The sequence below is a fragment of the Acidocella sp. MX-AZ03 genome (assembly GCF_027626035.1).
GTDB lineage: Bacteria > Pseudomonadota > Alphaproteobacteria > Acetobacterales > Acetobacteraceae > Acidocella > Acidocella facilis.
Genome location: NZ_CP110774.1, coordinates 1,947,198 through 1,973,059, shown reverse-complemented (window position 1 = coordinate 1,973,059; position 25,862 = coordinate 1,947,198). Strand labels below are relative to the sequence as shown.

The window sequence follows — 25,862 nt, the reverse complement described above, 5'->3', positions numbered from 1 at the left end:
GAGGCGTTTCAGCAGGCCGGGGTGCGGGGGCGATGTCGCGCAAAGCGCTCGGCCCCTATGCCTCGGCCTGGCGCCTGCCGGAGGGAGGCGAGCAGAGTGCGGAGGTGGAGATCTTTCCGCTTTTGGTCTCCAACGAGGCCGCCACCTGGCCGGAAAAACCCCATTGCCGGCGGGTCTGGTTTCCCGCCCAGGAGGCCGCCGGTAAGGTGGAGGAGGACGCGCTGGCGCAGATCATCCGCGACTGGCTGGCCGAGCGCGTCGATAACGGGCGCGGCCTGACCAAACAGGCCCGTGGCCGTGGCGGCAGCCGCCACGGCTGAGCCGGGGCATCCACGCCACCGGGGTTTCTGCCGCCATGTTCATGACCCCCGCATTGCCGCGTTGTAGCACGTGGCAGACGCTTTCCTCTTGCGGGGCGGCAGCGGGCTGCCCAAGTGGTGGCGCGGAGCTATCTTTGAAAGGGCGGCGACGTTGCAACAAGCCACACCCCCGAGGCGCGAACTGGGCGACCAGATCGCAATCAATGCGGCGCACGCCAGGCATGAATTGGCATCTTGTCTATCCCGTCAAATTGCCACTCTGCCGCCGAAATATTTCTACGACACCCAGGGCTCGAAACTCTTCGAGGCGATTTGCGAACTCGATGAATATTACCTCACCCGCACCGAAGCGCGGATATTAAGCCAGAACCTCGCCGCCATCGCCCAGCGGGCCGGGGCGGATGTGGCGCTGATCGATCTCGGCGCCGGCAATTGCGCCAAGGCGTTCAAGCTGCTCGCCCGGCTGCGGGTGCGGCATTACGTGCCGGTGGATATTTCCACGGCGTTTTTGAGCGAGGCGGTGAAGACACTGGCGCAGGCCTATCCGGATCTGGAGATCCACCCGGTCGCGTTGGATTTTTCGGAGCGTTTCGCTTTGCCCGCCGCAGTGCAGGCGCTGCCCAACAAGCTGTTCTTCTATCCCGGCTCCTCGCTCGGCAATTTCTCGCCGGTGCAGGCGCGGCTGTTTCTGGAAACGTTGCGCGCCGCCGGCGGTGATCTGCTGATCGGGCTCGATCTGGTGAAGCCCGCCGCAATGCTGGAAGCGGCTTATGACGATGCGCTGGGGGTCACCGCCGCCTTCAACCGCAACGTGCTGCGCCAGACCAATCATCTGCTCGGCAGCGATTTCGATCTGGCTTCATGGCGCCACAAGGCCGTATTCAATGCTGACCATAGCCGCGTGGAAATGCATTTGCAGGCCGCCACCGCCTGCCATGTCAGCTGGCCCGGCGGTGGCCGGGATTTCGCCGCCGGCGAGACCATCCATACCGAAAATTGCTACAAATTCACCTGCACCGGGATCGAGGAGATGCTGCACAGCGCCGGCTTCAGCGACATCGCCTGCTGGAGCGACCCTGATGATGCCTATCTGGTCTGCCATGCGCGCGCGGGCTGAAGCGCCAAGCGCCAGCGCCCTGGCGGCGCGCTTCGCGGCGGTGCGCGCGCATAGCCGCACTTTGGCCGCGCCCTTGTCGGAAGAGGATTGCGCGGCGCAATCCATGCCCGATGCCAGCCCGGTGAAATGGCATCTCGCCCATACCAGCTGGTTCTTCGAAACCTTCATCCTGGAGGCGCATGAGCCGGGCTTCACCGCGTTCGATCCGGCCTTCAGGGTGCTGTTCAATTCTTACTATAACGGCGTCGGTGAGAAATTCGCGCGGGCGCAGCGCGGCCTGCTCACCCGGCCGGGCCTGGCACGGGTTCTGGCCTATCGGGCGAATGTGGAGGAGCGAATGTCCCGGCTGTTCGCGGCCGGGCTGGGGGCGGAAGCTGCCTCTCTGGTGGAGCTTGGCCTGCAGCATGAGCAGCAGCATCAGGAGCTGATCCTGACCGATTGCCTGCATCTGCTGGCGCAGAACCCACTCTACCCGGTCTATGACGACGAGGCGCCGCAGCCCGCTATGGCGCCCGGCGCGATGGAATGGGTGGCGTTCCCGGAAAGTCTGGTGCGGATCGGCCATCAGGAAGGCGGGTTCTGTTTCGATAACGAGCTGCCGCGCCATCGCGTCTTTCTGGAACCCTTCGCCTTGGCCGACCGGCTGGTGACCAATGGCGAATATCTGCGCTTCATCGAGGATGGCGGCTACACCCAGCCGGGGCTCTGGCTTTCCGCCGGTTGGGATTTTGTGCGGGCCAACGGGCTGAGCCATCCTTTCTACTGGCGCCCCGGCGCGGAAGGTTGGCGCGCCTTCGGCCTGCGCGGGTTGGAGGCTTTGCAACCTGATGCGCCCGTGCTGCATCTTTCCTATTTCGAGGCGGCTGCCTATGCGCAATGGGCCGGCGCCCGCTTGCCCACCGAAGCCGAATGGGAGACAGCGGCACGGCATCGGCCGGACCTGCCGCAGCTTTTCGGTGCCGCCTGGCAATGGACCAGCAGCGCCTACGCGCCCTATCCGGGCTTCCAGGCGGCGGCCGGGGCGGTGGGCGAGTATAATGGCAAGTTCATGGTCAACCAATATGTGCTGCGCGGCAGCTCGCTGGCCACGCCGCCGGGCCATGCCCGCGTCAGCTACCGGAATTTCTTCCCCACCGAGGCGCGCTGGCAATTCACCGGGCTGCGTCTGGCCAGATCGCTATAGGGCGGGCGATGCGTGGTCAAACCAGCTGCCGCCGGGCGCCGAGCGCATAGATCGCGGCGCTGGCAAGCGCAATGAGCGCCGCCAGCAGAAAGGCCGGGGTGAATGAGCCGGTGACCTGCACCACCAGCCCGGTCACCAGCGGTGCCAGCGCCCCACCCATCGAGGCGCCGACATTCTGCACCGCCTCCAACGTCGCCACCGCCTTGTTCGGCGCGATGATCGCCGCCAGGGCCCAGCCGCAGCTGGAGGCCAGATTGGCGCCGAACAGCCCCGCCGCGATCAGCGCGATCGCCGCCCCCAGCCCGGAGACCAACGCGGCGGCCAGCGTGCAGGCCCCGGCCAGCGCCATGCCGGCGATCACCGGCGCCAGGCAGGCCCAGGCCGGACTGCAGCCAAGCCGGCCGAGCCCGCGCGCCAGAAACCCCGCCAGCACCGCCCCGGCAAACCCCGCCAGCAACGGCAAGCTCGATAAAAACCCGGCCTGGCGGATGGAGAGATGCCGCGCCGTCTCCAGATAGCCGGGCAGCCAGGTGGCATAGAGCCAGGAGACATAGATGATCCCGAAGAACCCGAAAAACAGCGCCCAGCTGGTCGGCTGGCGCAGCACCCAGCCCAGCCCGGCGGCCTCGCTTGCATCCTCCGGCGCGATCTGCGCGAGATCATCCGGCGCCAGCCCCGCCTGGGCCGGATCGCGGTAATACAGCACCCAGCCCAGCGCCACCGCCAGGCCTGCAAGCCCGGCGACCACGAACATGCCGCGCCAGCCGCAGGCCAGCATCAGCAGCGTGAGCAGCGGCGGTGCCAGCGCCGGGGCAAAGGCGGAGGAGGCGTTGAACAGCGAAATCGGCAAGGCCCGCTCGCTCACCCGGTACCAATCCGCGCAGACCCGGGTGCCGCCAATATACATCGGCGATTCCCCCAGCCCCAACGCGACGCGCGCGGCCAGAAACGACCCCAGCCCGGTAACGAACCCCGCGCTGATCTGTGCCGCCGACCATAGGACGAGCCCGGCGCTGAGCACTTTGCGTGCCCCGAACCGGCCGATCGCCGCCCCGGCCGGCAGTTGCGCCAGCCCATAGGCCCAGGCGAAGACCGCCAGCAACAGCCCCATCTGGGCGTAGGAGAGATGCAGCTCCTGGCGGATCCGCGGATTGCCGATGGAAAGCGCCGAACGGTCCAGATAATTCACGCATCCGGCGAGGATCAGGATGGCGAGGGACAGCCCCCGCCTGTGTCGCGTGCGCGCCTGCATCCGCTCCCCCTCATGCTGCAGGTTTGAATGTGGCGCGGCCGGCGGCGAATGAAAGGGCGCTAGGTTTTGTTTGAGCGAGCAATCTCATGTGTTTATCTTGACGCTGGCGCGTCAAGATAAACACATATTGCTCTAGTCGCCCGGCGCGATCTCCAGCTCGTCATAGCGTTTGAACTTGTAGATCGCGACCGATGCCAGCCATGCCAGCAAAAACACCGCCACGATGCCGTAGCCGAGCAGCCCGAAGACAGCATCACCATTCAGCCAGGACACCTGGTCCCAGAACCGCCCGGTGAGCACGAAGGCGCCCTGGACCATCCCAGCAGCTCGATCCCGCCGATCCCCACCGCCACCAGCACCGAGACCGCCGTGATGGTCATGTTGTAGAACAGCTTGCGCATCGGCTTCATGAAGGCCCAGCCATAGGCGCCCAGCATCAGGATGGAATCCGCCGTGTCGATCAGCGCCATGCCGGCGGTGAACAGCGCCGGGAAGATCATGATCGTCCAGATCGGCAGTCCCTTGCTGGCGGCGGCGGCGGAAATGCCAAGCAGCCCCACCTCGGTCGCGGTATCAAAGCCCAATCCGAACAGCAGGCCGATCGGATACATCTGCCAGCTCTGCGTGACCATGCCGAACAGGCCCCGGAACAGCCGGGCGAAAACCCCGCGCCGGGCCAGCAGCAGTTCCAGCTCCTCCTCCCGGTAGGCGCCCCCCTTGCGCACCCGCCGGAAGCTTTTGAACAACCCGCGCAGAATGCTGAGATTGAGTGCCGCCATGCCGAGCAGGAACAGGCCGGAGACCAGCGTGCCGAACAGACCGCCCCAGCTGGAGAGCGCGTGAAACCGCCCCTGGAGCGCCGCCGCGCTCAGCGCCACGGCGGCGGAAAGCGCGACGACGACGGTGGAATGGCCGAGCGAAAAGGCCAGCCCCACCCCAACCGGGCGCTGCCCCTGCTGCATCAACTTGCGGGTGACATTGTCGATGGCGGCGATATGGTCAGCGTCCACCGCATGGCGCAGCCCGAAGCCGTAGGCCAGCAGCGCGGTGCCCAGCAGCAACGGATAATGCCGCAACAGGCTGAGTGCCCCGCCCCAGAGCAGCGCATTGGCAAGCGCTAGACCCAGCAGCATCAGCACCCCGCGCCTGCCGGCGCCGCCCGCCATTGCTTGCCTCAACGCGCCCAGCATAAGCTCCGCCTCCATCGCCTGTCTCCTCAAGCGTATGAGGAAAATAAAATTCTGTCATACGCTTTTTGACGCAGATTGCACCGCTCCCGCATTCGCCGCACACTCCGCACATGGAACGGGTCACCATCACCATCGATGACGAGCTTCTCGCCCAGCTGGACGCGCTGGCGACGCTGCGCGGCTATGCCAGCCGCTCGGAGGCGGTGCGGGAGATGCTGCGCGAGGCGGCGCGCCAGGACCATCTGCGCGATGGCGCCACACCCTGCATCGCCACCCTGACCTATGTTTACGACCACACCCAGCGCGACCTGCCGCAACGCCTGGTGGAGGCGCAGCACCATCAGCATGATCTCAGCGTCGCCACCACCCATGTGCATTTCGGCCATGATGAGTGCCTGGAGGTGGCGATTTTGCGTGGCCCGGCGCGGGCGCTGCAGCGCCATGCCGATGCGCTGACCGCCCAGCGCGGGGTGCGCCACGCGCATCTACACCTCATCCCCGCCCCGGCGCATGAGCATGGCGCGCACAGCCACAGCCATACGCCGGGGCGCACTTCAAACTCTTAATCTTCCCGTCATTGGCCGCCGCCTCCCGCCGCCTACATGCAAGCTAGACCAAGGAGGTTTATGTGATGGACGAAAACGAAATCAAAGGTGCGGCGCGCGAGTTTGGTGGCCGGGTGCAGGATGCGCTGGGCGGCCTGACCGGCGATGCCAAGACCCAGGCCGAGGGCAAGTGGAACCAGGCCGCCGGGCAAGCCCAGCGCAGCTTCGGCGCCACGGTCGATGATGTGATCGAGAATGTGAAGGACAAGCCCCTGGCCGCACTGGCGGCTGTCGCCGGCGTCTCCTTCCTCGCCGGCTGGTTGATGCGCAAATAACCAAAAACGGGGCCGCGAGGCCCCGTTTTTTTGCCACCAAGCGGCGACCTGAGGAAACAGAGCATCAAGCTTGATGCACTGTTTTCTACAAACAATTTCAATTCATGATTTAACGCTGTCACGTCCACCGCAACAGATCATGCTTTAGCGCCGTCGATCCGCAGAAGCGAGATCGAGTGCGCCGCGCGATGTCAAACCCGCCGCAGCAGCGCCACCGGCAGCTTGGCCAGCAGTTCGCGCAACAGCAGCGTACCGGGGCTTTCATACGCGGTGCCGGTCAGCTCATCGCGCCAGCGCCCGGACGGCACCGCGAGGCTGGTGGTGCCCCAGACATAAGGCGGCAGCAGCGGAATCTGCACCATGAAGCCCCCGCCAGCCGGGTGGCGAGGGTGAGCACCTCATGCTGCAAATCCGCCCGGCGGAAGGCGATGAGATGCCCCGCCATATCGCCGTCCGCCTCCAGCGCCTCGTAGCTGCCATGGGCGAACAGACCCTGCATCTCGCGGCGGGCGGCGAGGGCGCGGGCGATCAGGCTCTGCTTCACCCGCCCATCCCGCCAGGCGGTGAGATCCTCTGGCCCTTGCCGCAGTCCGGACATGCGCGCGGTGAAATCAACCGGCCGGCGATTATCCGGATCGACAAAACTTTGGTCCCAGAATTCCGTACCCTGATAGAGATCCGGCACCCCGGCACGGTCAGGCGCAGCAGCGTCTGCGTCAGCCCGTTGATCGCCCCGGCGGCGGCGATGCGGTTGGCGAAGGCGATCAGCTCGTAGAGCATCGGCCGCCTGGCATCCAGGCAGGCCATCAGGAAGCGCTCGCAGGCCGCTTCATACTCCTCATTCGGCGCCGCCCATTCCGAATGCAGCTTGGCCTCGCGCAGGGATTTCTGCTGCCAGGCCGCCACCCGCGCGCCATAGGCCTCGATCCCGGCCTGATGCTGCGCCTCCAGCCCCAGCGGCCAGCCCGCCACCAGCATCTGGTAGAGCATCAGCTCATCGGCCGCATCCGGCCCCACCGGCTCACGGATCGCCGCGTTCAGCCGCATCCAGCGCGTCGCCGCCAGCTCCCATTCGCCGGGGATTTCGGAGAGCACGGCCAGGCGCGCGCGGGTATCCTCGCCGCGCTTATGGTCATGGGTGGCGGTGGCGAGCATCGCGCCGGGGGTGAAGGCGCCGCGCCAGGCCGCCTGGGCGTGGAAACTGGCCGGGCTGAGGCTGAACTGGCCAGGGCTGGAGCCGACTTCATTGCGTGAGAGCAGCCGCCCAAACCGGTAAAACGCCGTATCCTCCACCGCTTTCGCCGCGGTGGGGGAGGAGAGTTGCTGAAAGGCGATGCGCGTATGCAGCAGCAATGCGCGCGCCGGGCCGGCGGGCAGGGCGCAGGGCCGGGCCTCCAGCAGCCAGTGGCGCAGCAGGTCCAGCACCTGCCGGTCCGCGCGGCGGATGCGCTGCGCGGCCAGCGTCATCGCCGTGTCGAAAGCGCGGCTATCCTCCGCATCCGCCCCGGCCGGGCCGGCATAGATGCGATAGAGCGGAAAGGCGGCCAGCAGCTCCTGCAGCCCTTGCTTGATCACGTAGTAGGAGAAATCCGTGGTGGCGCGGTCCTGCCTTGCCAGCCGGGTGAGCAGCCCCGCCAGACGCGTCAGCTCTCCGGCCAGGCTGTCGCGCAAAATCTGCCGGCGCGCCTGGTCCTCGATTTGCATAAAATCCGCGCCGCGCCCGGTCAGGCTCCAGAGCGCTGTCAGCTCCGCCTCACCGGACGGGTCGTGCAGCACGGCACTGACCTGATCCATGAAGTCATAGCCGGTGGTGCCATCCGCCTGCCAGCGCGCCGGCATCGTCTCGCCCGCGGCCAGGATTTTCTCCACCACGATATAAGGCGCGCCCTGCGCGGCGCTTGCAGGGCGCTGTGCCCCCGCAGCCGCCATCGCCCGGCGCAGCTTGCGCAGATAGGTGCCCGGTGCTGCCAGCCCGTCCACATGGTCCACCCGCACCCCGTCGATCAGCCCGCGCGCATAAAGCTGCAGAATCAGCCCATGGGTGGCGTCAAACACCTCCGGGCGTTCCACCCGCAGCCCGGCCAGGCTGTTAATGTCGAAGAAACGGCGCCAGTTGATCTCGGCGGCGGCGGTGCGCCACCAGGCCAGCCGGTAATGCTGCCGGCGCAAGAGCTGGTGCAGCCGGCCGGGGCTGGAAAACCCCGCCAGATGCGGCGCCAGCGCTTCCTTCTGTGCCGTGGCGAAGTTCCGCAGCGCCTGTTTGGCCGCCGCACCGGCCTGGGCCGGATTTGCGGCCTGCGCCGCCTCGGCGAAATGCTGCGCCAGCGGGGCGGAAAGCCCGCGCAGCAATGGCGCGATGCTGGCCAGAGAGAGCGGCAATTCATGCTCATGATAGCGCAGCACCAGCCCGCCCGATTGGGCCAGAGCCAGCTTGATCTCTCCGGATTGCAGCGCCTCGCCATATTGCAAGCCAAGATACGGCGCCAGCACCCGCCTGTTCAGCAGCGGGTCCGGATTATCCCAGTCGATATCGAAGAAATTCGCGTAGGCGCTGCGTTGCCCATGCTCCAGCACATCCTGCCACCAGCGATTATCCGCCCCGCCCACTGCCATATGGTTGGGCACGATATCCAGCAGCAGCCCCATCTCATGTGCCCGCAGCGCCGCCACCAGCCGCTCCAACGCCTCCATGCCGCCCAGCTCCGGGTTGATCCGGGTCGGGTCGATCACGTCATAGCCATGCATCGAGCCGGCGCGGGCGGTCAGCAGCGGCGAGGCGTAGAGATGCGAAACGCCGAGGGCCGCATAGTACGCCACCAGCGCCACCGCGTCATCGAGGGTGAAATCCTTGTGGAATTGCAGCCGGGCGGTGGCGCGCGGCGTGGTGCGCAGGGTCATTTTGCCTCCTTGCGGGCCTGATCGAGGGCGGAAAGCCGGGCCTTCACATCCTCCCGGGCGAATAAGCTTGGCGCATCCGCGGGCAGGCGGCGGCGCCAGTTGGGGTGCTCATCGGTGGTGCCGGGCAAATTGGGTGCATCCGGGCTGCTCAGCGCATCCTCGATCGGCAGCAGCGCCAGCGCGCAGGCGGATTTGCCGAGATGCCGTGCCGCCGCCAACGTCACCGGCCCGGCCTCCTGCGGGCTAGGCTGCGCCGCGCGGGTGACGCCGGAGCGACGAAACGCCGCCCACAAGGCGGCGCGATATTCCCCCGCGCCGCCTCATCCTCGCCGGCCCGCCCCAGGCGCTGCCGCCAGGCGATATCCTCGCTCTGCCACCAGCCGGCCACCGTTGGCAGGTCATGGGTGGTGGTCATCGCCACCGCCTCCGGCGACCAGCGGGACGGGGAAATGAAGCTCTTGCCACGCCGCTCGAACCAGAGCACCCGCATCCCGGCAATCCCGGCGCGCGCCAGATCCGCCCGCAGCCCCCGCGGCAGCGTGCCGAGATCCTCGCCCAGCACGATGGCGCGATGGCGGGTCGATTCCAGCACGGTCAGGCGCAGCAGATCTTGAAAGGGCATCGACAGATACGCGCCCTCGCGCGGCGAGCGCCCCAGCGGCACCACCCAGAGCCGCTTCAGCCCCATCACATGGTCGATGCGTACGCCGCCGGCATGGCGCAGCGCGTGGCGCAGCATGGCGAGATAGCCGGAAAACCCGCTGCGCCGCAGCCCCAGCGGCGAGAAACCGGTAATGCCCCAGCCCTGGCCCTCCTGGTTGAACAGGTCCGGCGGCGCGCCGATTTCCAACCCGTTCAGCATCTCGCTCTGCCGTCCCAGGCCTGGGCGCCATCCGCACTGGTGCCCACCGCCAGATCGCTGATCAGCCCGATCCGCGCCCCGGCACCACGGCAGGCCTGCTGGGCCGCCTCCAGCCCCGCCTCCGCCTGCCATTGCACCCAGGCATGGAAGGCGATCTCCTTGGCATGGGTGGTAGAGAAATCCGCCAGCGCCGGATTGTCCGGATGCCGATACGCCTCCGGCCAACGCCGCCAGTCACAGCTGCCCAGATGCAGGCTGAGCGCCTCATACCGCGCATGCTGCTCCAGATCCGCCCCGGCCTGTGCCCGATAGGCGGCCAGTCCGGCCTCGTCGACGCCATGGTCGAAATCCTGCCGCAGCAAGGCGAGCTTGCGCGCGGCGGCGCGCGGCCAGTCGATCAGCTCATCCGGCGGGGCGATGGCATCGCGGGCGATATGCAGCACATTCAGCGCGATGCGGCTGGACGGCGCATAGGGCGCATAGCGCGTGACATCGCCCGCGAACAACGCATGCACCGGGCTGAGCGCGATCGCATCCGCCCCTTGCGCCGCCGCCTCGCGCCCATGCGCTGCCAGGGCCGCGAAATCGCCGATGCCGCCATCATCCGTCCGGCGCAGCGCATATAGCTGCAAGGCCAGCCCCAGAGCCGCCCCTGCGTTGGGCCAAGCCGTACGCGCGGCCCGGTGCGATCGCGATGTCATGCGTCCGCGCGCCGATCTCGATGCGATGATAGCCCGCCCGCTCCAGCCCCGGCAGCACGATACCGCCTGGCGCCTTCAGCGCTGTCAGCGCCTGGGTGCTGCCGTCCTCGTAAATCACCCGCGCTGCGCCTGGCCGCCCTGGCAGGCGGAGCGCCTGGCCAACCCAGGCGGTGTGAAGCGCCTGCGGCTGATCGGCCCGGCTTTCCCCCAGCGCCTCCAGCACCAGGCGCAGCGTCTCGTCGCTGACAATTTGCGTCTCACCCCCAGCATCCAGCCAGCGCCGGGCAATGCCGGCCTGGGCGGCGGCGCGGTGCAGCGCCGTCACGCGCCCCGCCACAGGCAGGTGGTGCAGGCGGGCAAGGCGTCGGTCACTGGCGGGCCGTAAAGCTGGCGGCCGGGCGCGGCTTGCAGGGCAACCGCATCATGCCCGAAATTCGCCGCCAGGGTGAGCAGGCTGCCATCGTCCATCCGCCAGCTTGCACGCACCGCATGCCGGCCCAGCGCCTGCGCCCCCAGGCTGCGGCAGCCTTGCAGACCCGGGGCGATCTCCCGCGCCCGCAGCGCCAGGCAGCTTTGATAGAGGGCGGTCCAGCTGGTCTCGGGAAAATGCGGACGGCTGGCTTCGAAGCTGGCGGGATCGTTCGGGTCAGGGATGGTCTCGCGCACCTCGGGATCGGAAAAGGCCGGGAATTTCGCGAATTCCTTGCGCCTGCCTTCGGTGACCGCCTGGCGCAGTTCATCGTGATGGTCGGTGAAGAACAGAAAGGGCGTGGTCTCGCCGCTCTCCTCGCCAAAGAATAGCATCGGGATCTGCGGGGTGAAGAGCAGCAACGCCACCGCGGCGCGCAGCGCATCCGGATGCGCCAGCGCGTGCAGCCGCTCGCCAAACGCCCGGTTGCCGACCTGGTCATGATTCTGCAGGCAGATCACGAAGGCGCTGGTGGGCAGGCTTGTGCTGTCACTGCCGCGCGGCGCCCCGCCAGCATGGGGCGAGGGCTCGCCCTGGTAGGCGAAGCCTTCCGCCAGGCAGCGCGCCAGCAGCCGCGCGGCATCCTGGAAATCCTCGTAATAGGCATCCTTTTCGCCGGTCAGCAGCACATGCAGGCAATGGTGAAAATCATCATCCCATTGCGCATCGAAGTTCTTCGGCCCGCCGCCGATCAGGCTGGCATCATTCTCCTCATTTTCCAGGATCAGATGCACATGCCGCCCTGGCGTGGCGCTGCGGATGGCGCCGGCTAGCTCATGCAGAAAGTCTTTATCGGCGATGGCGTGCACGGCATCGAAGCGCAGCCCGTCGAACCGGTAATCGCACACCCATTGCAGCGCATTGCCGATGAAGAAATCCCGCACCGCGCGGCGGCGGAAATCGATCGCATCGCCCCAGGGCGTAGAGCGGTCGGCGCGAAAGAAATCGCTGGCGTAGCCGTGCAGATAATTTCCGTCCGGGCCGAAATGATTATAGACGACATCGAGAAACGCCTGCAGCCCGTGCCCATGCGCCGCATCCACCAGCGCTTGCAGCTCAGCCGGGGTGCCGTAGGCCGCATCCGGCGCGTAGGGCAGCACGCCGTCATAGCCCCAGTTCCAGCGTCCGGGAAAATCCGCCACCGGCATCAGTTGAATGGCGGTGACGCCCAACGCGGCCAGACGTGGCAGATGTGCGATGACACCGGCAAACCCGCCCATCGCGCCGACATGCAGCTCATAGATCACAGTCTCGCTGAGCGACCGCCCGTGCCATTCCGGGTGCCGCCAGGCGTAGGTCAGATCCACCACCAGGCTCGGCCCAAGCACATCCTGCTGCTGGGCACGGGAGGCCGGGTCGGGCACCAGCGTCTCGCCATCGATCCGATATTGGTAGGCACTGCCGGCGGGGGCGTCGGCGTCGATGGTCCATAATCCGGTCTCCCCACGCTGCATGGTCTGCGCTGCGCCATCGCGCATCAGCTCGACCATGCGCGCCTGCGGTGCCCAGAGGGTGAAGCGGGTTTGCACTGTGCTGAGCGGGCGCGCGCCGAATTGGATCAGGCTCATGACGCCGCGTCAGCAACCAGCAGCAGCACCGCACGCGGCGCCACATGCACCTTGTCGCCCTCCACGCGCACCGGCTCCAGATCCGGCCGGGCGCTATCCAGCACCAATGTCCAGCCCATGGCCGGGCCGGGCAGGGTGTAGTCGCGTGCCTCGGCGGCGGCATTGAACATCGCCAGCGTGATATCGAGCTGCTCATCGCTTCTCACCGCGCGGCGCAGCGAGAACATCTGCGCCGACGCATCCGCCCAGGCCGCCTCATCCAGCATGTTGCCGGATTCATCGAACCAGCTCGCATCCTGAATACCGGGCAAAATCTCCTTGCGCCCATGCATGAAATGTCCTGGCAGTAGGCTCGGATGCGCCGTCCGCAGGGCGATCACCTTGCTCGCAAACGCGATCAGGCACTCATCCTTTTTTGACCAGTCGAGCCAGGAGATTTCATTATCCTGGCAATAGGCGTTGTTATTGCCCTGCTGGGTGCGGCCCATCTCATCGCCGGCCTGCAGCATCGGCGTGCCGTGGGAGAGAAACAGCGAGCCCAGCAAGGCGCGCTTGAGCGCAGCACGGGTATCATTGACTGCCTGATCCTCGGTCTCGCCCTCATGGCCGTAATTGGCGGAATAATTTTCGCCGTGCCCGTCCTTGTTATCCTCGCTATTCGCCTCGTTATGGCGCTCCGCGTAGGTGACGAGGTCATGCACGGTAAACCCGTCATGTGAGGCGATATAATTGATACTGGCCCAGCTTTTGCGGCGATGATGCTCGAAAATCTCACTCGATCCCATCAGCTTGCCGGCAAGCGCCCCGCGCTGCCCGGCATCGCCGCGCCAATAGCGGCGCAGCGTATCGCGATACTGGTCGTTCCACTCCGCAAAGCCCGGCGGATGATTGCCAAGCTGATAACCGCCAGGGCCGATATCCCAGGGTTCGGAAATCAGCTTCACCCTGGAGAGCACAGGGTCCTGCCGGATGGCGTCAAAGAAGCCGCCATGCGGATCAAAGCCATGGCTCTCGCGCCCCAGCGTCGAGCCGAGATCAAAGCGGAACCCGTCGACATGGTATTCCTCCACCCAATGGCGCAGCGAATCCAGCACCATTTGCAGCACCCGCGGATGCGCCACATTCAGCGTGTTGCCGCAGCCCGTGTCATTCACCAGATAGCGCGGCTTATCCGCCACTGGCTGGTAGTAGGAGAGATTATCCAGCCCGCGCCAGGAGAGGGTTGGCCCCATCTCGCTGCCTTCGCAGGTATGGTTATAAACGACGTCGAGAATGATCTCGATCCCGGCCTCATGCAGCTTGCGCACCGTCTCGCGAATTTCCCGGCTACCGGACTCTGGGTTGGCCACGTAGGCGGGCTCCGGCGCGAAGAAGGCGAGGGTGGAATAGCCCCAATAATTGCGCAGACCCTTCTGCTGCAAGAAATGATCCTGCAGATAGGCGTGCACCGGCAGCAGCTCGATGGCGGTGATGCCAAGTTTGACCAGATGCTCGATAACGCGCGGATTGCCCAACCCGGCGAAACTGCCACGCTCGCTCTCGGCCACGTCAGGATGGGTTTTGGTGAAGCCGCGCAGATGCGCTTCATAGATCACGCTCTCTTCCCAAGCCCGGTGAGGCGGCGCGTCACGACCCCAGGGAAAGGTCTCGTTGACCACCACGGCCTTGGGCATGAAATTCGCGGAATCGCGCCGGTCGAAGGAGAGGTCGCCGCGCGTCGAGCCAACATTATAACCAAACAGCGATTCTGAAAAAGTTAAAGTGCCAGAAAGACGTTTTGCGTAGGGATCGAGAAGAAGCTTGTTCGGGTTGAAGCGATGCCCCGCCTCCGGCTGGTAGGGGCCATGGGCGCGATAGCCATAAAGCAAACCTGGCCCCGCCTGCGGCAGGTAGCCATGAAAAATCTCATCCGTGCAGTCCGGCAGCTCGATCCGCCGAACCTCCCTGCGCCCGGCCGGGTTGAACAAGCATAATTCGATCCGCTGCGCATGCGCGGAAAACACCGCGAAATTTACCCCAAGCCCGTCCCAATGCGCGCCCAGAGGGTATGGTTTTCCAGGCAGCATTTTTTGCATCGTCCAAGGCATGGTCTAGAGCTCCCGCAGATAGAGTACGCCGAGTGGCGGCAGAGACAGGGACAAGGAGGCCGGTTGGCCATGAGAAGGATGCGGCTCGCTCTCGCGCACACCGCAATGGCCGACACCGGAGCCGCCAAATTCCATCGCATCGGAATTCAAAATCTCTTCCCACCGTCCTTCCGGTATACCGACGCGATAATTATGGCGCGGCAAGGGGGTGAAGTTGCTGAGCACCAGAACCCGTTTCCCGTCCGGCGCGCCCTGGCGCAGAAATGCATAGACGCTCTGCCCGGCATCATCCTCGATCACCCAGCGAAACCCGTCCGACGTGAAATCACGCTGATACAACGCCGGATTTTTCGCCAGCGTTGTATTGAGCCGCCGAACCAGCCCCTGCACTCCGGCATGCGGTGCATATTGCAGCAAGTGCCAGGGCAATTCGGCATTATGGTTCCATTCGGTAGGTTGGCCAAACTCGCAACCCATGAACAAAAGCGTCTTGCCTGGATGCGCCCACATGAAGGCAAGGTAGGCGCGCAGATTGGCGAAGCGCTGCCATTCATCGCCCGGCATTTTGCCAAGCAGCGAACCTTTGCCATGCACTACCTCATCATGCGAAATTGGCAGAACAAACCGCTCTGAGAACGCATACACCAAGCCGAAGGTCAGCTGCCCATGATGGTAGGCCCGATGGATCGGATTTTCCTGCACGTAATGCAGGCTGTCATGCATCCACCCCATATTCCATTTATGCGTAAAGCCTAGCCCACCTTCGGCCACCGGACGGCTGACTCCAGGCCAAGCGGTGGACTCCTCTGCAATCAGCAACGCACCGGGCACCCGCGCCGCGATCGTCTCTGATAGCTCCTTTAAAAATGACACAGCTTCGAGGTTTTCCCGGCCGCCATGGATGTTAGGCACCCATTGCCCTTCAGCGCGCGAATAATCACGATACAGCATGGAGGCGACAGCATCCACCCGCAGCCCGTCCACCCCATATTGTTCCAACCAAAATAACGCGCTGGCAATCAAGAATTGCTTCACCTCGGTGCGGCCAAGATTGTAAATCAGCGTATTCCAATCCTGATGGAAACCTTCCCGTGGGTCCTGATGCTCATAGAGGTGGGTGCCATCAAACATCGCCAGCCCGTGCTCGTCGGATGGAAAATGCGCCGGAACCCAGTCCAGGATCACACCCAAACCTGCCTCGTGACAGGCACCGACAAAGCGTGCAAATGCGTCCGGTGTACCCATGTTAGGCATCGGCGCGAATTGACTGAGAGGCTGATACCCCCAGGACCCACCAAACGGGTGGGCCATAACGGGCAAAAGTTCAATATGCGTAAAACCAAGATCTTTCGCGTAGGGTACAAGCCGCTCCGCCAACTCGTCCCAATCGTAACTCGCACCATTGTGATGACGCATCCAAGAGGGCGCGTGTACCTCATAGATGGAGAGTGGCGCATCATCGGGAAGAGGCGCGCGCCGCAGCACGGCCGGCAGTTGTGCCGCCACAACCGACGCCGTCGCCGGTGGCAATTCCGCTTGTCGAGCCACCGGATCGGCTTTTAAGGGCAGCAAGCCATGCGGCCCGAGAATTTCATATTTATACAAACTACCCGCCGGTAGGCACGGTATGAAAATTTCCCACACACCACCATCGCGCCGGCGCATGGCGTGGCGTCGCCCGTCCCAGCCATTGAAGCCGCCAACCACGGAAACGCGTCGCGCATTCGGCGCCCAAACCGAGAATCGCACGCCCGGGACTCCGTCAATTTCCAGTATCCGCGCGCCGAGGCAATCTGCCAGCAGATGCTGCCTCCCTTCGCTAAGCAAGAAAAGATCGAAGTCGGACAACAAAGTTCCAAAGCTGTAGGGATCCTCGAACTCCTCGCTAACCCCCCCCAATCGACCCGTAGACGGTAGGCGGTTGGCGCATCAACCCGTGCCTCCCACACGCCCTGCTCAAGATGCTGTGCTTCGGCGAACGACACGCCGGTAGGTCCTATCAATTCCACGCGGCTGGCATACGGCAACAACATACGAACAATCGTTCCGTGAGGCCCAAGCAACGCAAACGGATCGCCATGCCGCCCTTCTGCCAAAGCTTGAAGCGCCGGATCAAGCATCATGTTCTTCCCGCACTAAAATCCGTGATGCAATAGCGGCGAGACCACGTATCGGAATTCCGGTCCAACTTGGTCGGTTAGCAGCCTCGTAGCAGATCTCATAAGCTGCCTTCTCGACCAAGAAAAGTTGAAGAAGTTCGTCCTGCCTTTGTTGCCTTGTTTCTGTGTATGCCCCGCTGAACTCAGCGCGCATCGTCTCACAGAAGCGATGTAGCGGAGCTTCGGCCTGGGCCTTTTCCAGGGTCTTCTGTCCTTGTTGAGCGACAGCAATGGCGTAATCGAAACTGCGTAGCAGCCCGGCCACATCGCGAGCCGGTGCGCTCTTCGCGCGCCGCTCTGCTAGAGGTTTTGACGGTTCGCCTTCAAAATCGATGATCCAGGCGTCACCCCTATTGACGAGCACTTGCCCTAAATGAAAATCGCCATGGACGCGCGTTGCCAATGTTCCTTCGCCCGTCAATGCAAGGCTTGGCAGCAATTTTTGTAGATCGCCCGAGCAGTCCCGTAGAAACCTTGCTGACCTCGCCGTCTGCTCATCAGAATATTCTTTCAGCTTCTCGATTGCTGCCAAAGCAGCCTCAAACTGTTTGAACGCAGCCTCGCCCCATTTCTTAGCCTCGTTACGCGACACGGTCACTGGATGGAAGGATTTGTCTGCGCACGGTCGGGCTAAGACCTCGTGTAGCTCTGCTAATCTAGTACCGAGGGCGCGGGCGAAGCTCGCGTAGGCATTCATGAGATCTGCTTCATCCTCGGAATTACGGCCGCCAATGCCTATCTGATCGATAAACCGATCAAGATAATTCAATGTATATTGCCAGGCATCACCTTGATTCTCTTGAAATGACTGTGCCACGACAATTGAATGCACCTCACCATCAGGTTTGGTCATCATAATTTCCCCTAACAGCGAAGGCGTATTGGCAAAGCCTTGTTTGGTCAAATGTCGCATCATTTCGACTTCAGGATTGATGCCAGAGTTCACTCGTCGTATCAATTTAACAACGATTTTCTGTGCGAGGGTCAATGAGCTGTTGGACTGTTCTGCGGAAAGGCGGCGGATTTCCGGCTCTGCGGGTAGCTCGATTGCGGCAAGCGGCGCCTCAGGGCGGGAAACGATAGTAGCTCCATCAGCGACCTGGACAGTCTGTCCAGCGCGGAGTGCGCGCACCATCAAGGCCGGAAAAGAATCTAACGCGAATGCATCCGTAAGATAGCCGAGCCGGCGCCCCTGGCGCACGCGCGCCAATGCCAATTGTGAAGGCAATGGTGCATTTGTCTCCCCGTCCCAAGAAATTCCTAACGGCAGATTGAACCGTTGCAAATGGCCCCGCACTTCCACTTCGACTTCAGTGAGCAAAACGTCTTGCAAATGCTCGGAAATGAGCTGCATTCGTGTTAAGCGTACTTCGGAAATGTCCTGGTCCTTGGCCGGGAACCAACGCCTACGGACTAAGTAGGAGGGAAGAATGTCGGTTTCCAAAATTCGCCTTGCAGGCGCCGTGGCGATTTCATTCACGTCTTTGCGGATGACAAGTGTCGTCAATTCTGGCAGTGGTGTGGAAGGCTTAATATGCCAGGGCGGTAAGGCCTCTTCCGTGGTGAGCGCAAACCAGTAAAATCCAAACGGTGGTAACGTCAGAAGATAAGTTAGTTGGCCAATAGCTGGAAACCCAGAACCGCCAATCAGGTCCACGGGCACAAGTCCTTCGAGTGCAGACAGATCCAGCTCCACCGCTTGCGCCGTGCGTGATAAGTTATAAACGCAGAGGATTTTTTCCTCGTCTCCAGACTCGTTGGTGAAGCGGCGTAGAAATGCAAGAATTCTACGGTTGGCAGGGTAAAGAAATTGCTGTATCCCGCGACCGAAAGATTTGTGTCTTTTGCGTACGGTCAGCATCCTCCGCATCCAATTCAACAGCGAATATTGATCTGCCGATTGGCGTTCGACATTAATAGCATCGAAGCCGCTGATTGCATCCATGACAGCTGGAAGTACGAGATCTGCAGGATTTGCACGCGAAAAGCCTCCATTTCTATCGGGTGACCATTGCATAGGAGTGCGTACCCCATCTCTGTCGCCAAGATGAATATTGTCGCCCATGCCGATTTCATCACCGTAATAGATGACGGGCGTGCCGGGCATCGAGAGCAAGAGCCCGTTCATCAATTCAATGCGTCGACGATCATGATCCATTAATGGCGCCAGGCGTCGACGTATGCCGAGATTGATGCGGGCGCGCTTGTCGGCAGCGTAAGTGTTCCAGAGATAATCACGCTCCGAGTCCGTTACCATTTCTAGCGTCAGTTCGTCGTGATTGCGAAGGAAAATCGCCCACTGGCAAGATGCCGGAATTTCTGGTGTTTGCCTCATAATATCTGTTATTGGAAAACGATCTTCTTGTGCGATCGCCATGTACATTCGAGGCATCAAGGGAAAATGGAAAGACATGTGGCATTCGTCGCCATCTCCAAAATATTGCTGGGCATCTTCTGGCCATTGATTGGCTTCTGCGAGCAACATGCGGCCCGGTGCGTGAGCGTCCAACGCTGCGCGGATCTGACGTAAAACTGCATGGGTTTCGGGCAAATTTTCATTGTTCGTGCCGTCGCGTTCAATCAGATAAGGTACTGCATCCAGGCGCAAGCCATCTACTCCAAGGTCAAGCCAGAAGCGCATGACCTTTAAAACTTCTTTTACAACCTGTGGATTGTCGAAATTTAAATCAGGCTGATGATGATAAAAGCGGTGCCAATAGAATGCATTAGCGGTTTCGTCCCATGTCCAGTTACTCTTTTCTGAATCGATGAAAATAATACGTGTTTGCTCATATTTTTTGTCGCTATCAGACCAGACATAAAAATTTCTATGGGCAGATCCCGGCCTAGCCAAACGTGCGCGCTGAAACCACGGATGCTGGTCAGACGTATGATTGATCACGAGCTCGGTTACGACACGCATCTCGCGCTTATGCGCTTCTTGGATGAATGCTTTGACGTCGGCAATTGATCCATATTCGGGGTGTACATCACGATAATCGGCGATGTCATAACCGTCGTCACGGCGCGGCGAGGGGTAAAATGGAAGCAGCCAAATTGTGTTAACACCCAGACTAGCGATATAATCCAGCTTCAGAATAAGTCCACGAAAATCTCCAACACCATCGTTGTTGGCGTCAAAAAATGATTTCACGTGTAACTGGTATATAATGGCATCCTTATACCATTGTGGATCAGCGGCTGTAGAGCGAAGCGGATTCATGTTTCGGTCCTCTATGGCTGTAGGCGCCAGATGCTGTATGGCAACTCGTGCGGATCTAAACGGATATTCTGATGTTTTCCATGCCAGAAAAAGCTGCTGGATCGAGTCAAGTCCTCAACGACGACGACGCCATCATCCGGAAGTCCAACTCGCCAAAGCGGAATTTCAATCAATGTCTCCTGTACCTGGTGCGGATCCAAGCTAATCACAACAAGAATAAAACTAACATCCTCTGAATACCGTCTCATATAAAGAATGTTTTCATTTTCGCAGTGCAGAAACTCGATCCCGAGATGAGATTGCAATGCCGTTGTCTCCCGGCGGATCATATTCAAAGTCGTGATTTCAGAAATGATATTGCCAGCCTTGGCGTAATCCCAAGCTTTTATTTCATATTTTTCAGAATTGAGGTATTCTTCTTTTCCAGGAACTGGTGCAGCTTCGCATAATTCAAAGCCATTATAGACACCGAATAGGCCCGACAAAGTAGCTGCCAACGCAGCGCGGATAAGAAACCCTCCGCGTCCACTGCGCTGCAGGAAGATCGGATTGATATCCGGCGTATTCACAAAAAAAAGTGGCCGGAAAAAATTTTTGGCCGGCCCATGGGCTAATTCTCCCATGTAGGAAATCAACTCTTGTTTTTCGTTGCGCCATGTAAAGTAGGTATATGACTGGGAAAAACCGAGCTTGGCGAGACGATACATCAATTTTGGGCGAGTAAATGCTTCAGCTAGAAATATTGTGTCCGGATGTCTGCTGCGGATGTCGGCAATCATCCACTCCCAAAAAGGTAGAGGTTTGGTATGAGGATTATCGACACGGAAATAGCGTATACCCTGATCGACCCAGAACTGCACAATATCGCGCAGAGCTAGCCAAAGGTCTGGAATAGAACCAGGAGCGTAGAAATCGACATTGACTATGTCTTCGTATTTTTTTGGCGGATTTTCTGCATAACGTAGTGAGCCATCTGGCCGCCAGTCGAACCACTCCTTGCGCGTTTTTAACCAGGGATGGTCTGGGGAACATTGGATCGCGAAATCCAATGCGATTGATAACCCGTGCTTATCCGCCACAGCGATTAAGTTTTTAAATTCAGCTAACGTACCCAGTTCTGGATGCAACGCGTCATGCCCGCCAGTTTCATCACCAATAGCGTAAGGGCTTCCGGGGTCACTAGCTTGCGCCTGAAGACTATTATTTGGCCCTTTTCGGTTTGTTTTTCCTATTGGATGAATGGGCGGGAAATAAACCACATCGAAGCCCATCGCGGCTATACGTGGAAGTTGCGAGATTACATCTGTAAAGGTGCCGTGGCGTGTTACGTCTCCACTCTGGCTGCGAGGAAATATTTCATACCAACTGGCAAAACGCGCCCCGGCCTGTTCGCAGTCGAGTTTCATAATTGAAGAGACTGAAAGGAATCTGCGAGGTAATGCGACTTGGATTGTACTCTCGAACTCCGGATTCAAAAGGCATTCTTGTAAATTTAATTGATCAAGCCCTTTGCACCGAGCTGCGATTGAATTGAGCCTGGTATCCGCGGCAGCGGCTTCGTCAACCAACGCAAGTCCTTCACGCAGTTCAAGCGTCACGTTTTGTCGAGCGGCAATTTTTTTCCTCAATCCGTCGGTTAATGTTGCAAAACGATCAAACCAAGCCTGTACGAAATATTCATATTGCCCGAGCCTTTCTAACGGAAAGGAAGCTTGCCAAGAGTCATTGCCGCTATGGTTCATTGCTAAGCTATGCCAAGCTTCGTTAGGCCCCGCACGATAAACCAGTTCCGCGGCGATCTTATCATGGCCATCAGTGATCAAATCAGCGCTGACCTTGACCAATTCTCCAATAATTCGCCGCGTCGGAAAGCGGCCTTGATCAACGCTAGGTGCGAGTGATTCAATAGCGATGCGCGGTGCGTTGGTGTTCAATATGGGTGCGCGGACATGCGAAAAGCTAAGCGCTTGACGGATAAAGTGCGCTACTTCACCCGGTGCTAAAGTGATGTTACCCGAGGCGGTTACGCCAACTCCAGTGCTATCCTGAAGCAGGGCGCAGTCTAGGTATGGAAGAATGTGGGCCGCGGGCATTGCCGCCGCACGATCCAGAGATTGATTGACTCCAATCACGAGATCACCGCGCCGCAAAAGCGCTGGCGTTCCTCCGGGGGCAGAAATAAGCCGTGCCGCACGCCGCGTTGACATCGGATCAAGTTTACAACGGAGTTCCAAGAGGTCTTTAGTTTCATTAAGAAAATCTGGATCGCCTTGAAACAAGAATGTGCGATCCACTGCCCAGCCTGGGGCAAATAATGCTGAAAACCGCAATGCACGCCGGGCTGCCGCGCCGTTCCAATCACGGGATCCAGGGGGTGAAGCGTGGGCAAGAGCCGAGGCGATCGATTCTATTCTGTTTGTATCCTGATTTAACCAGCCCGAGGAGAAATCCCAATAGCATGAGGAGGAGTTCGCGAAGGCAAACTCGCCTGCTTCATAAGATTTCAGCTCCTGCGGCGAGGCGCCGAAGCAATCCGCGATGAAAATCACATTTTTATTATATGTCTTGATGTCTTTCAAGCACATATTGACGGTCGCAGCTGATAACCGTGACAGCGCCTCTACGTAAAATCCTCCAACGCCCTCTTCTAGCCAACCCAGCATCCTGGCGGCTTCGGTATCCTGCGCTCGCATAATTGGAACGAGGCCTGTTTTGAGCACGCTATTGATCAGCGCACCGTTGTCAATAAGGGCGTGCGTGAATCCTAGGTCATATGCAATCTCGAAATCGCCTTGTTGACCAGAACAGAAGAGAGAAAACGGCCTGGAGCTTGCGGTGCTCACTTCCGAAAGATCTAAGGAAGATAATATAGGCTTTACGTCATGGCTATCCATCGCACCACTCCTTGCCGGCATTGTTCTCGCCTTTCTTGGAAAAGGCAGTGTGCGATCCGAACAGATCGCTCAGAAAGCCTGATTAAAAGCCAGTGGAGTCAGAAATTGGAGGTGTGGGATAAGGTTCAATACTGGTTACCGACTTTCAATGCAGATAGAAGAAAGCTTGTATTTGGCTTCTATCGTTCCTTCGGGAGGAGGGGTGCAAGCCTGTGCATTCGATGTCATATCAATTTCGCCTGCGTTAACGCTGGAATGGCGAGTGAGGCGATCAACCTGGTTTCTGAGGTTTAACTTTGGTCGTTCGGCGATTTAGTGTCTTGCCTCCCTCGTGGTCTGCAGACTCGACGAGCATAGCATGTCTAGGTCGCCAGGATCTTTTTTGCTTCGCGAACAACGCCATGCCCTGTATTTCTTGTCGACGGCGCCGTTATGGTGATTCGCGGCGCTGCGGGGGCTCGTCACTGGCAGGGCAGGAAGGGGGCGGAGGCGTTGCTATCTGCTCCCGCCCGGCATTCGTCATCCTTTGTCTTTGGCTGTCACATAAAGCGCGCCGCCAGCCTCGGTGAAGGCGGCGCGCATTGCTTCCATCCCCTCCTGGCGTTGCGCCTCGGCGCGGATATCCTGGCTGATCTTCATGGAGCAGAATTTCGGCCCGCACATTGAGCAGAAATGCGCACTCTTATGCGCCTCCTTCGGCAGCGTCTCATCGTGAAAGGCTCGTGCTGTATCCGGATCCAGACCGAGATTGAACTGATCCTCCCAGCGGAATTCGAAACGCGCCCGCGAAATCGCGTCATCACGCAGCCGCGCCGCCGGATGGCCCTTCGCCAGGTCCGCCGCATGGGCCGCCAGCTTGTAGGTAATCACCCCAGTTTTCACATCTTCCCGGTTCGGCAGGCCGAGATGCTCCTTGGGCGTGACATAGCAGAGCATGGCGGTGCCGAACCAGCCGATCATCGCGGCGCCGATCGCCGAGGTGATATGATCATAGCCGGGCGCGATGTCCGTGGTCAGCGGACCCAGCGTATAGAATGGCGCCTCGCCGCAGGTGGCAAGCTGCTTCTCCATATTGGCTTTGATCTTATGCATCGGCACATGGCCGGGGCCTTCCACCATCACCTGGCAGCCTTTCGCCCAGGCCCTGCGCGTCAGCTCGCCCAGCGTCTCCAGCTCGGCAAACTGTGCCGCGTCATTCGCATCCGCGTTCGAGCCAGGGCGCAGCCCGTCACCCAGCGAGAACGACACGTCGTAGCGGCGCATGATGTCGCAAATTTCGTCGAAATGCTCGTAAAGGAAACTTTCCCGGTGATGTGCCAGGCACCATTGCGCCATGATCGAACCGCCACGTGAGACGATGCCGGTGACGCGCCGTGCCGTCAGCGGCACATGCGCCAGCCGCACCCCGGCATGGATGGTGAAATAATCCACCCCTTGCTCAGCCTGTTCGATCAGCGTATCGCGATACAGCACCCAATCCAGCTTCGCCGCATCGCCGCCTACTTTTTCCAGCGCCTGATAAAGCGGCACCGTGCCGATCGGCACGGGTGAATTCCGTAGAATCCAGCTTCGGATATTGTGAATATTCCGGCCGGTGGAGAGATCCATCACCGTATCCGCGCCCCAGCGGATCGCCCAGACCAGCTTCTCCACCTCCGCCGCCGCATCGGAGGTCACCGCCGAATTGCCGATATTCGCGTTGATCTTCACCAGGAAATTGCGGCCGATGACCATCGGCTCCAGCTCCGGATGGTTGATATTGGCCGGCAGAATGGCCCGCCCGGCGGCGATTTCCGCGCACACGAATTCAGGTGTGACGAATTCCGGCAAGGCGGCGCCGAAGCTCTCGCCATCCGCCACCCTCGCCTGCGCCTGCTCATGCGCGGCTGCCCGGCCGAGATTTTCCCGGTGCGCGGCATAGATCATCTCCTCGGTGACGATGCCGGCGCGGGCGAATTCATATTGCGTCACCAGCGCCGTCTCATCGCCTATCCGCACGTCATGCGCCGCGGGGCAGGGGGCCACGAGCGTCTCCGCGCTGGCATGGCCATTATCCTCAGGCTTCACCGGCCGGCCTGCATAGGCGCGTAAACCGCGTTTGCTCAGCCAAGCATTACGCAATTTCGGCAATCCATCCTCAAGCGAGAGGGGCTCAGCCGGGTCGGTGTAGGCGCCGGACGTGTCATAAAGCTGCAGCGGCGGTTCCTGCGCGCTGGCGTGCAGTGCCACCTCTCGGAACGGAACCGCGATGTCAGGATGTCCCGGTGCTGGGGAATAGATCTTGCGCGATCCTGCAATCGGCCCAGTGGTTACGCTGAGGGTCTTGGTCTCGATATCCACGGCACGTCTCCCTTTGTAGCGGAGCACGGGTGCATGGATTCACGAATTCATCCCCCGTCCCTCCGCCGATGTTAATCGGATCAGGTTCAAAGGGTCCGCGGCGGTGGGCAAAAGCCCCTGGCCACATCTCAGCTCTCTCGCAGAGCCCCCCTCGGTGCGGGCAAGGGAGCACCCGCACGGCAAGGTTGTCAAGCCTGCCTGGCTCAGCGTTCCTTCACGGTTTCCATCGCCACGTAGGTGGAGCTGGAGGCGACGAAGGGCAGCGCCGAGATCGCTTCGCCCAGCACCGCGCGGTAGCGCTGAATATCGGCGGTCCGCACTTTCAGCAGATAATCGAAGGGTCCGGCGATCATATGGCATTCCTCCACCTCGGGGATGCGCCGCACCGCCGCGTTGAACTGGCTTAGCGCCGCCTCGCGCGTGTCGGAGAGCTTGATCTCGGTGAAGGCGATATGGGTGAGGCCGAGCCGGGCACTGTCCAGCACCGCGCGGAATCCGGTGATCACGCCGCTTTCTTGCAGCTTTTTCAGCCGCGCCTGACAGGGGGTTTTGGAGAGGCCGACCTGCTCCGCCAGGGCGGTGACGCTCATCCGCCCGTCGCGGGAGAGCAAAGCGAGGAGCTTGTGGTCGAACTCATCTAAATTGGCTATAGAAACGGGATTTTGCATAAATATTGCCTAAAAATATAAAGAAAATAAGTCATAAAAGCATTTCTAACT

At 61.1% G+C, this 25,862-nt stretch carries 20 protein-coding genes, 1 pseudogene and 1 riboswitch; of the genes and pseudogenes, 5 read left to right on the top strand and 16 right to left on the bottom strand.

Annotated elements, in window-relative coordinates; translation table 11 throughout:
* Window positions 1-32 precede the first annotated feature (32 nt).
* From GT370_RS10930 to egtB, 3 genes are all read left to right on the top strand, one after another.
* The gene (locus GT370_RS10930; RefSeq protein WP_270183074.1) at window positions 33-320 is read left to right on the top strand and encodes a hypothetical protein; all 288 of its coding nucleotides are present in this window, start codon (window positions 33-35) and stop codon (window positions 318-320) included.
* 151 nt (window positions 321-471) lie between these two features.
* On the top strand, window positions 472-1,437 hold the full coding sequence (gene egtD, locus GT370_RS10925; RefSeq protein ID WP_008494610.1) for an L-histidine N(alpha)-methyltransferase: 966 nt from the start codon (window positions 472-474) through the stop codon (window positions 1,435-1,437).
* On the top strand, window positions 1,400-2,620 hold the full coding sequence (gene egtB, locus GT370_RS10920; RefSeq protein WP_083878696.1) for an ergothioneine biosynthesis protein EgtB: 1,221 nt from the start codon (window positions 1,400-1,402) through the stop codon (window positions 2,618-2,620). The genes egtD and egtB overlap by 38 nt, the downstream gene beginning before the upstream one ends.
* A 16-nt stretch (window positions 2,621-2,636) precedes the next feature.
* Here the strand turns inward: egtB and GT370_RS10915 are convergent, their stop codons facing one another.
* From GT370_RS10915 to GT370_RS10905, 3 genes are all read right to left on the bottom strand, one after another.
* Window positions 2,637-3,872: an MFS transporter gene (locus GT370_RS10915; RefSeq protein ID WP_008494612.1), complete on the bottom strand. Its 1,236-nt coding sequence runs from the start codon at window positions 3,870-3,872 to the stop codon at window positions 2,637-2,639.
* Window positions 3,873-4,004: 132 nt separating this feature from the next.
* A complete protein-coding gene (locus GT370_RS10910; RefSeq protein WP_270183073.1) occupies window positions 4,005-4,145 on the bottom strand; it encodes a hypothetical protein in 141 nt (46 codons plus the stop codon).
* A complete protein-coding gene (locus GT370_RS10905) occupies window positions 4,133-5,077 on the bottom strand; it encodes a HoxN/HupN/NixA family nickel/cobalt transporter (protein ID WP_270183072.1) in 945 nt (314 codons plus the stop codon). Before GT370_RS10905 ends, GT370_RS10910 begins: the two co-directional genes overlap by 13 nt.
* Window positions 5,078-5,172: 95 nt before the next feature.
* On the opposite strand from GT370_RS10905, the gene nikR reads away from it, so the two are divergent.
* Window positions 5,173-5,628, top strand: a complete 456-nt coding sequence (gene nikR / locus GT370_RS10900) for a nickel-responsive transcriptional regulator NikR (protein ID WP_008494614.1) — start codon at window positions 5,173-5,175, stop codon at window positions 5,626-5,628.
* A 65-nt stretch (window positions 5,629-5,693) separates the two neighbouring features.
* Entirely contained in the window at window positions 5,694-5,942 is a 249-nt protein-coding gene (locus GT370_RS10895) for a CsbD family protein (RefSeq protein ID WP_008494615.1), read from the top strand.
* 277 nt (window positions 5,943-6,219) lie between these two features.
* Here GT370_RS10895 and GT370_RS10890 read toward each other — a convergent pair whose 3' ends face one another.
* From GT370_RS10890 to GT370_RS10830, 13 genes and pseudogenes are all read right to left on the bottom strand, one after another.
* Window positions 6,220-6,486, bottom strand: a complete 267-nt coding sequence (locus GT370_RS10890) for a hypothetical protein (protein ID WP_270183071.1) — start codon at window positions 6,484-6,486, stop codon at window positions 6,220-6,222.
* A complete protein-coding gene (gene treY, locus GT370_RS10885; RefSeq protein ID WP_270183070.1) occupies window positions 6,483-8,840 on the bottom strand; it encodes a malto-oligosyltrehalose synthase in 2,358 nt (785 codons plus the stop codon). Before treY ends, GT370_RS10890 begins: the two co-directional genes overlap by 4 nt.
* Window positions 8,837-9,064: a 4-alpha-glucanotransferase gene (locus GT370_RS10880; protein WP_270183069.1), complete on the bottom strand. Its 228-nt coding sequence runs from the start codon at window positions 9,062-9,064 to the stop codon at window positions 8,837-8,839. The genes treY and GT370_RS10880 overlap by 4 nt, the downstream gene beginning before the upstream one ends.
* Window positions 9,061-9,702, bottom strand: a complete 642-nt coding sequence (locus GT370_RS10875; RefSeq protein ID WP_270183068.1) for a 4-alpha-glucanotransferase — start codon at window positions 9,700-9,702, stop codon at window positions 9,061-9,063. Before GT370_RS10875 ends, GT370_RS10880 begins: the two co-directional genes overlap by 4 nt.
* Window positions 9,696-10,334, bottom strand: a complete 639-nt coding sequence (locus GT370_RS10870) for a 4-alpha-glucanotransferase (protein ID WP_270183067.1) — start codon at window positions 10,332-10,334, stop codon at window positions 9,696-9,698. Before GT370_RS10870 ends, GT370_RS10875 begins: the two co-directional genes overlap by 7 nt.
* Window positions 10,303-10,728 (bottom strand): hypothetical protein, encoded by a 426-nt coding sequence (locus GT370_RS10865; RefSeq protein ID WP_270183066.1) that lies wholly within the window; start codon window positions 10,726-10,728, stop codon window positions 10,303-10,305. Before GT370_RS10865 ends, GT370_RS10870 begins: the two co-directional genes overlap by 32 nt.
* Complete coding sequence (gene treZ, locus GT370_RS10860) at window positions 10,725-12,440, bottom strand: malto-oligosyltrehalose trehalohydrolase (RefSeq protein ID WP_008494619.1); 1,716 nt, start codon at window positions 12,438-12,440, stop codon at window positions 10,725-10,727. The genes GT370_RS10865 and treZ overlap by 4 nt, the downstream gene beginning before the upstream one ends.
* Entirely contained in the window at window positions 12,437-14,506 is a 2,070-nt protein-coding gene (gene glgX, locus GT370_RS10855) for a glycogen debranching protein GlgX (protein ID WP_008494620.1), read from the bottom strand. The genes treZ and glgX overlap by 4 nt, the downstream gene beginning before the upstream one ends.
* 24 nt (window positions 14,507-14,530) lie before the next feature.
* Window positions 14,531-16,647: pseudogene (glgB, locus tag GT370_RS10850) on the bottom strand (1,4-alpha-glucan branching protein GlgB).
* Window positions 16,640-19,909, bottom strand: a complete 3,270-nt coding sequence (treS, locus tag GT370_RS10845) for a maltose alpha-D-glucosyltransferase (RefSeq protein ID WP_039885214.1) — start codon at window positions 19,907-19,909, stop codon at window positions 16,640-16,642. Before treS ends, glgB begins: the two are co-directional and overlap by 8 nt.
* 11 nt (window positions 19,910-19,920) lie before the next feature.
* Window positions 19,921-22,803 (bottom strand): alpha-1,4-glucan--maltose-1-phosphate maltosyltransferase, encoded by a 2,883-nt coding sequence (locus tag GT370_RS10840; RefSeq protein ID WP_240376629.1) that lies wholly within the window; start codon window positions 22,801-22,803, stop codon window positions 19,921-19,923.
* 519 nt (window positions 22,804-23,322) lie between these two features.
* The gene (thiC, locus tag GT370_RS10835) at window positions 23,323-25,143 is read right to left on the bottom strand and encodes a phosphomethylpyrimidine synthase ThiC (RefSeq protein ID WP_039885215.1); all 1,821 of its coding nucleotides are present in this window, start codon (window positions 25,141-25,143) and stop codon (window positions 23,323-23,325) included.
* A 40-nt stretch (window positions 25,144-25,183) separates the two neighbouring features.
* Window positions 25,184-25,305: riboswitch (TPP riboswitch) on the bottom strand.
* A 41-nt stretch (window positions 25,306-25,346) separates the two neighbouring features.
* Window positions 25,347-25,811 (bottom strand): Lrp/AsnC family transcriptional regulator, encoded by a 465-nt coding sequence (locus GT370_RS10830; protein WP_008494625.1) that lies wholly within the window; start codon window positions 25,809-25,811, stop codon window positions 25,347-25,349.
* Between the last annotated feature and the right edge of the window lie 51 nt (window positions 25,812-25,862).

Excerpts from the sequence above, each read along its gene's own strand:
- GT370_RS10875 (WP_270183068.1), bottom strand. The coding sequence starts at position 9,702 with ATGCTGAACGGGTTGGAAATCGGCGCGCCGCCGGACCTGTTCAACCAG.
- egtB (WP_083878696.1), top strand. The coding sequence starts at position 1,400 with ATGATGCCTATCTGGTCTGCCATGCGCGCGCGGGCTGAAGCGCCAAGC.
- GT370_RS10905 (WP_270183072.1), bottom strand. The coding sequence starts at position 5,077 with ATGGAGGCGGAGCTTATGCTGGGCGCGTTGAGGCAAGCAATGGCGGGC.
- GT370_RS10895 (WP_008494615.1), top strand. The coding sequence starts at position 5,694 with ATGGACGAAAACGAAATCAAAGGTGCGGCGCGCGAGTTTGGTGGCCGG.
- GT370_RS10830 (WP_008494625.1), bottom strand. The coding sequence starts at position 25,811 with ATGCAAAATCCCGTTTCTATAGCCAATTTAGATGAGTTCGACCACAAG.
- glgX (WP_008494620.1), bottom strand. The coding sequence starts at position 14,506 with ATGCTGCCTGGAAAACCATACCCTCTGGGCGCGCATTGGGACGGGCTT.
- treZ (WP_008494619.1), bottom strand. The coding sequence starts at position 12,440 with ATGAGCCTGATCCAATTCGGCGCGCGCCCGCTCAGCACAGTGCAAACC.
- treS (WP_039885214.1), bottom strand. The coding sequence starts at position 19,909 with ATGAATCCGCTTCGCTCTACAGCCGCTGATCCACAATGGTATAAGGAT.
- GT370_RS10840 (WP_240376629.1), bottom strand. The coding sequence starts at position 22,803 with ATGGATAGCCATGACGTAAAGCCTATATTATCTTCCTTAGATCTTTCG.
- nikR (WP_008494614.1), top strand. The coding sequence starts at position 5,173 with ATGGAACGGGTCACCATCACCATCGATGACGAGCTTCTCGCCCAGCTG.
- GT370_RS10930 (WP_270183074.1), top strand. The coding sequence starts at position 33 with ATGTCGCGCAAAGCGCTCGGCCCCTATGCCTCGGCCTGGCGCCTGCCG.
- treY (WP_270183070.1), bottom strand. The coding sequence starts at position 8,840 with ATGACCCTGCGCACCACGCCGCGCGCCACCGCCCGGCTGCAATTCCAC.
- GT370_RS10915 (WP_008494612.1), bottom strand. The coding sequence starts at position 3,872 with ATGCAGGCGCGCACGCGACACAGGCGGGGGCTGTCCCTCGCCATCCTG.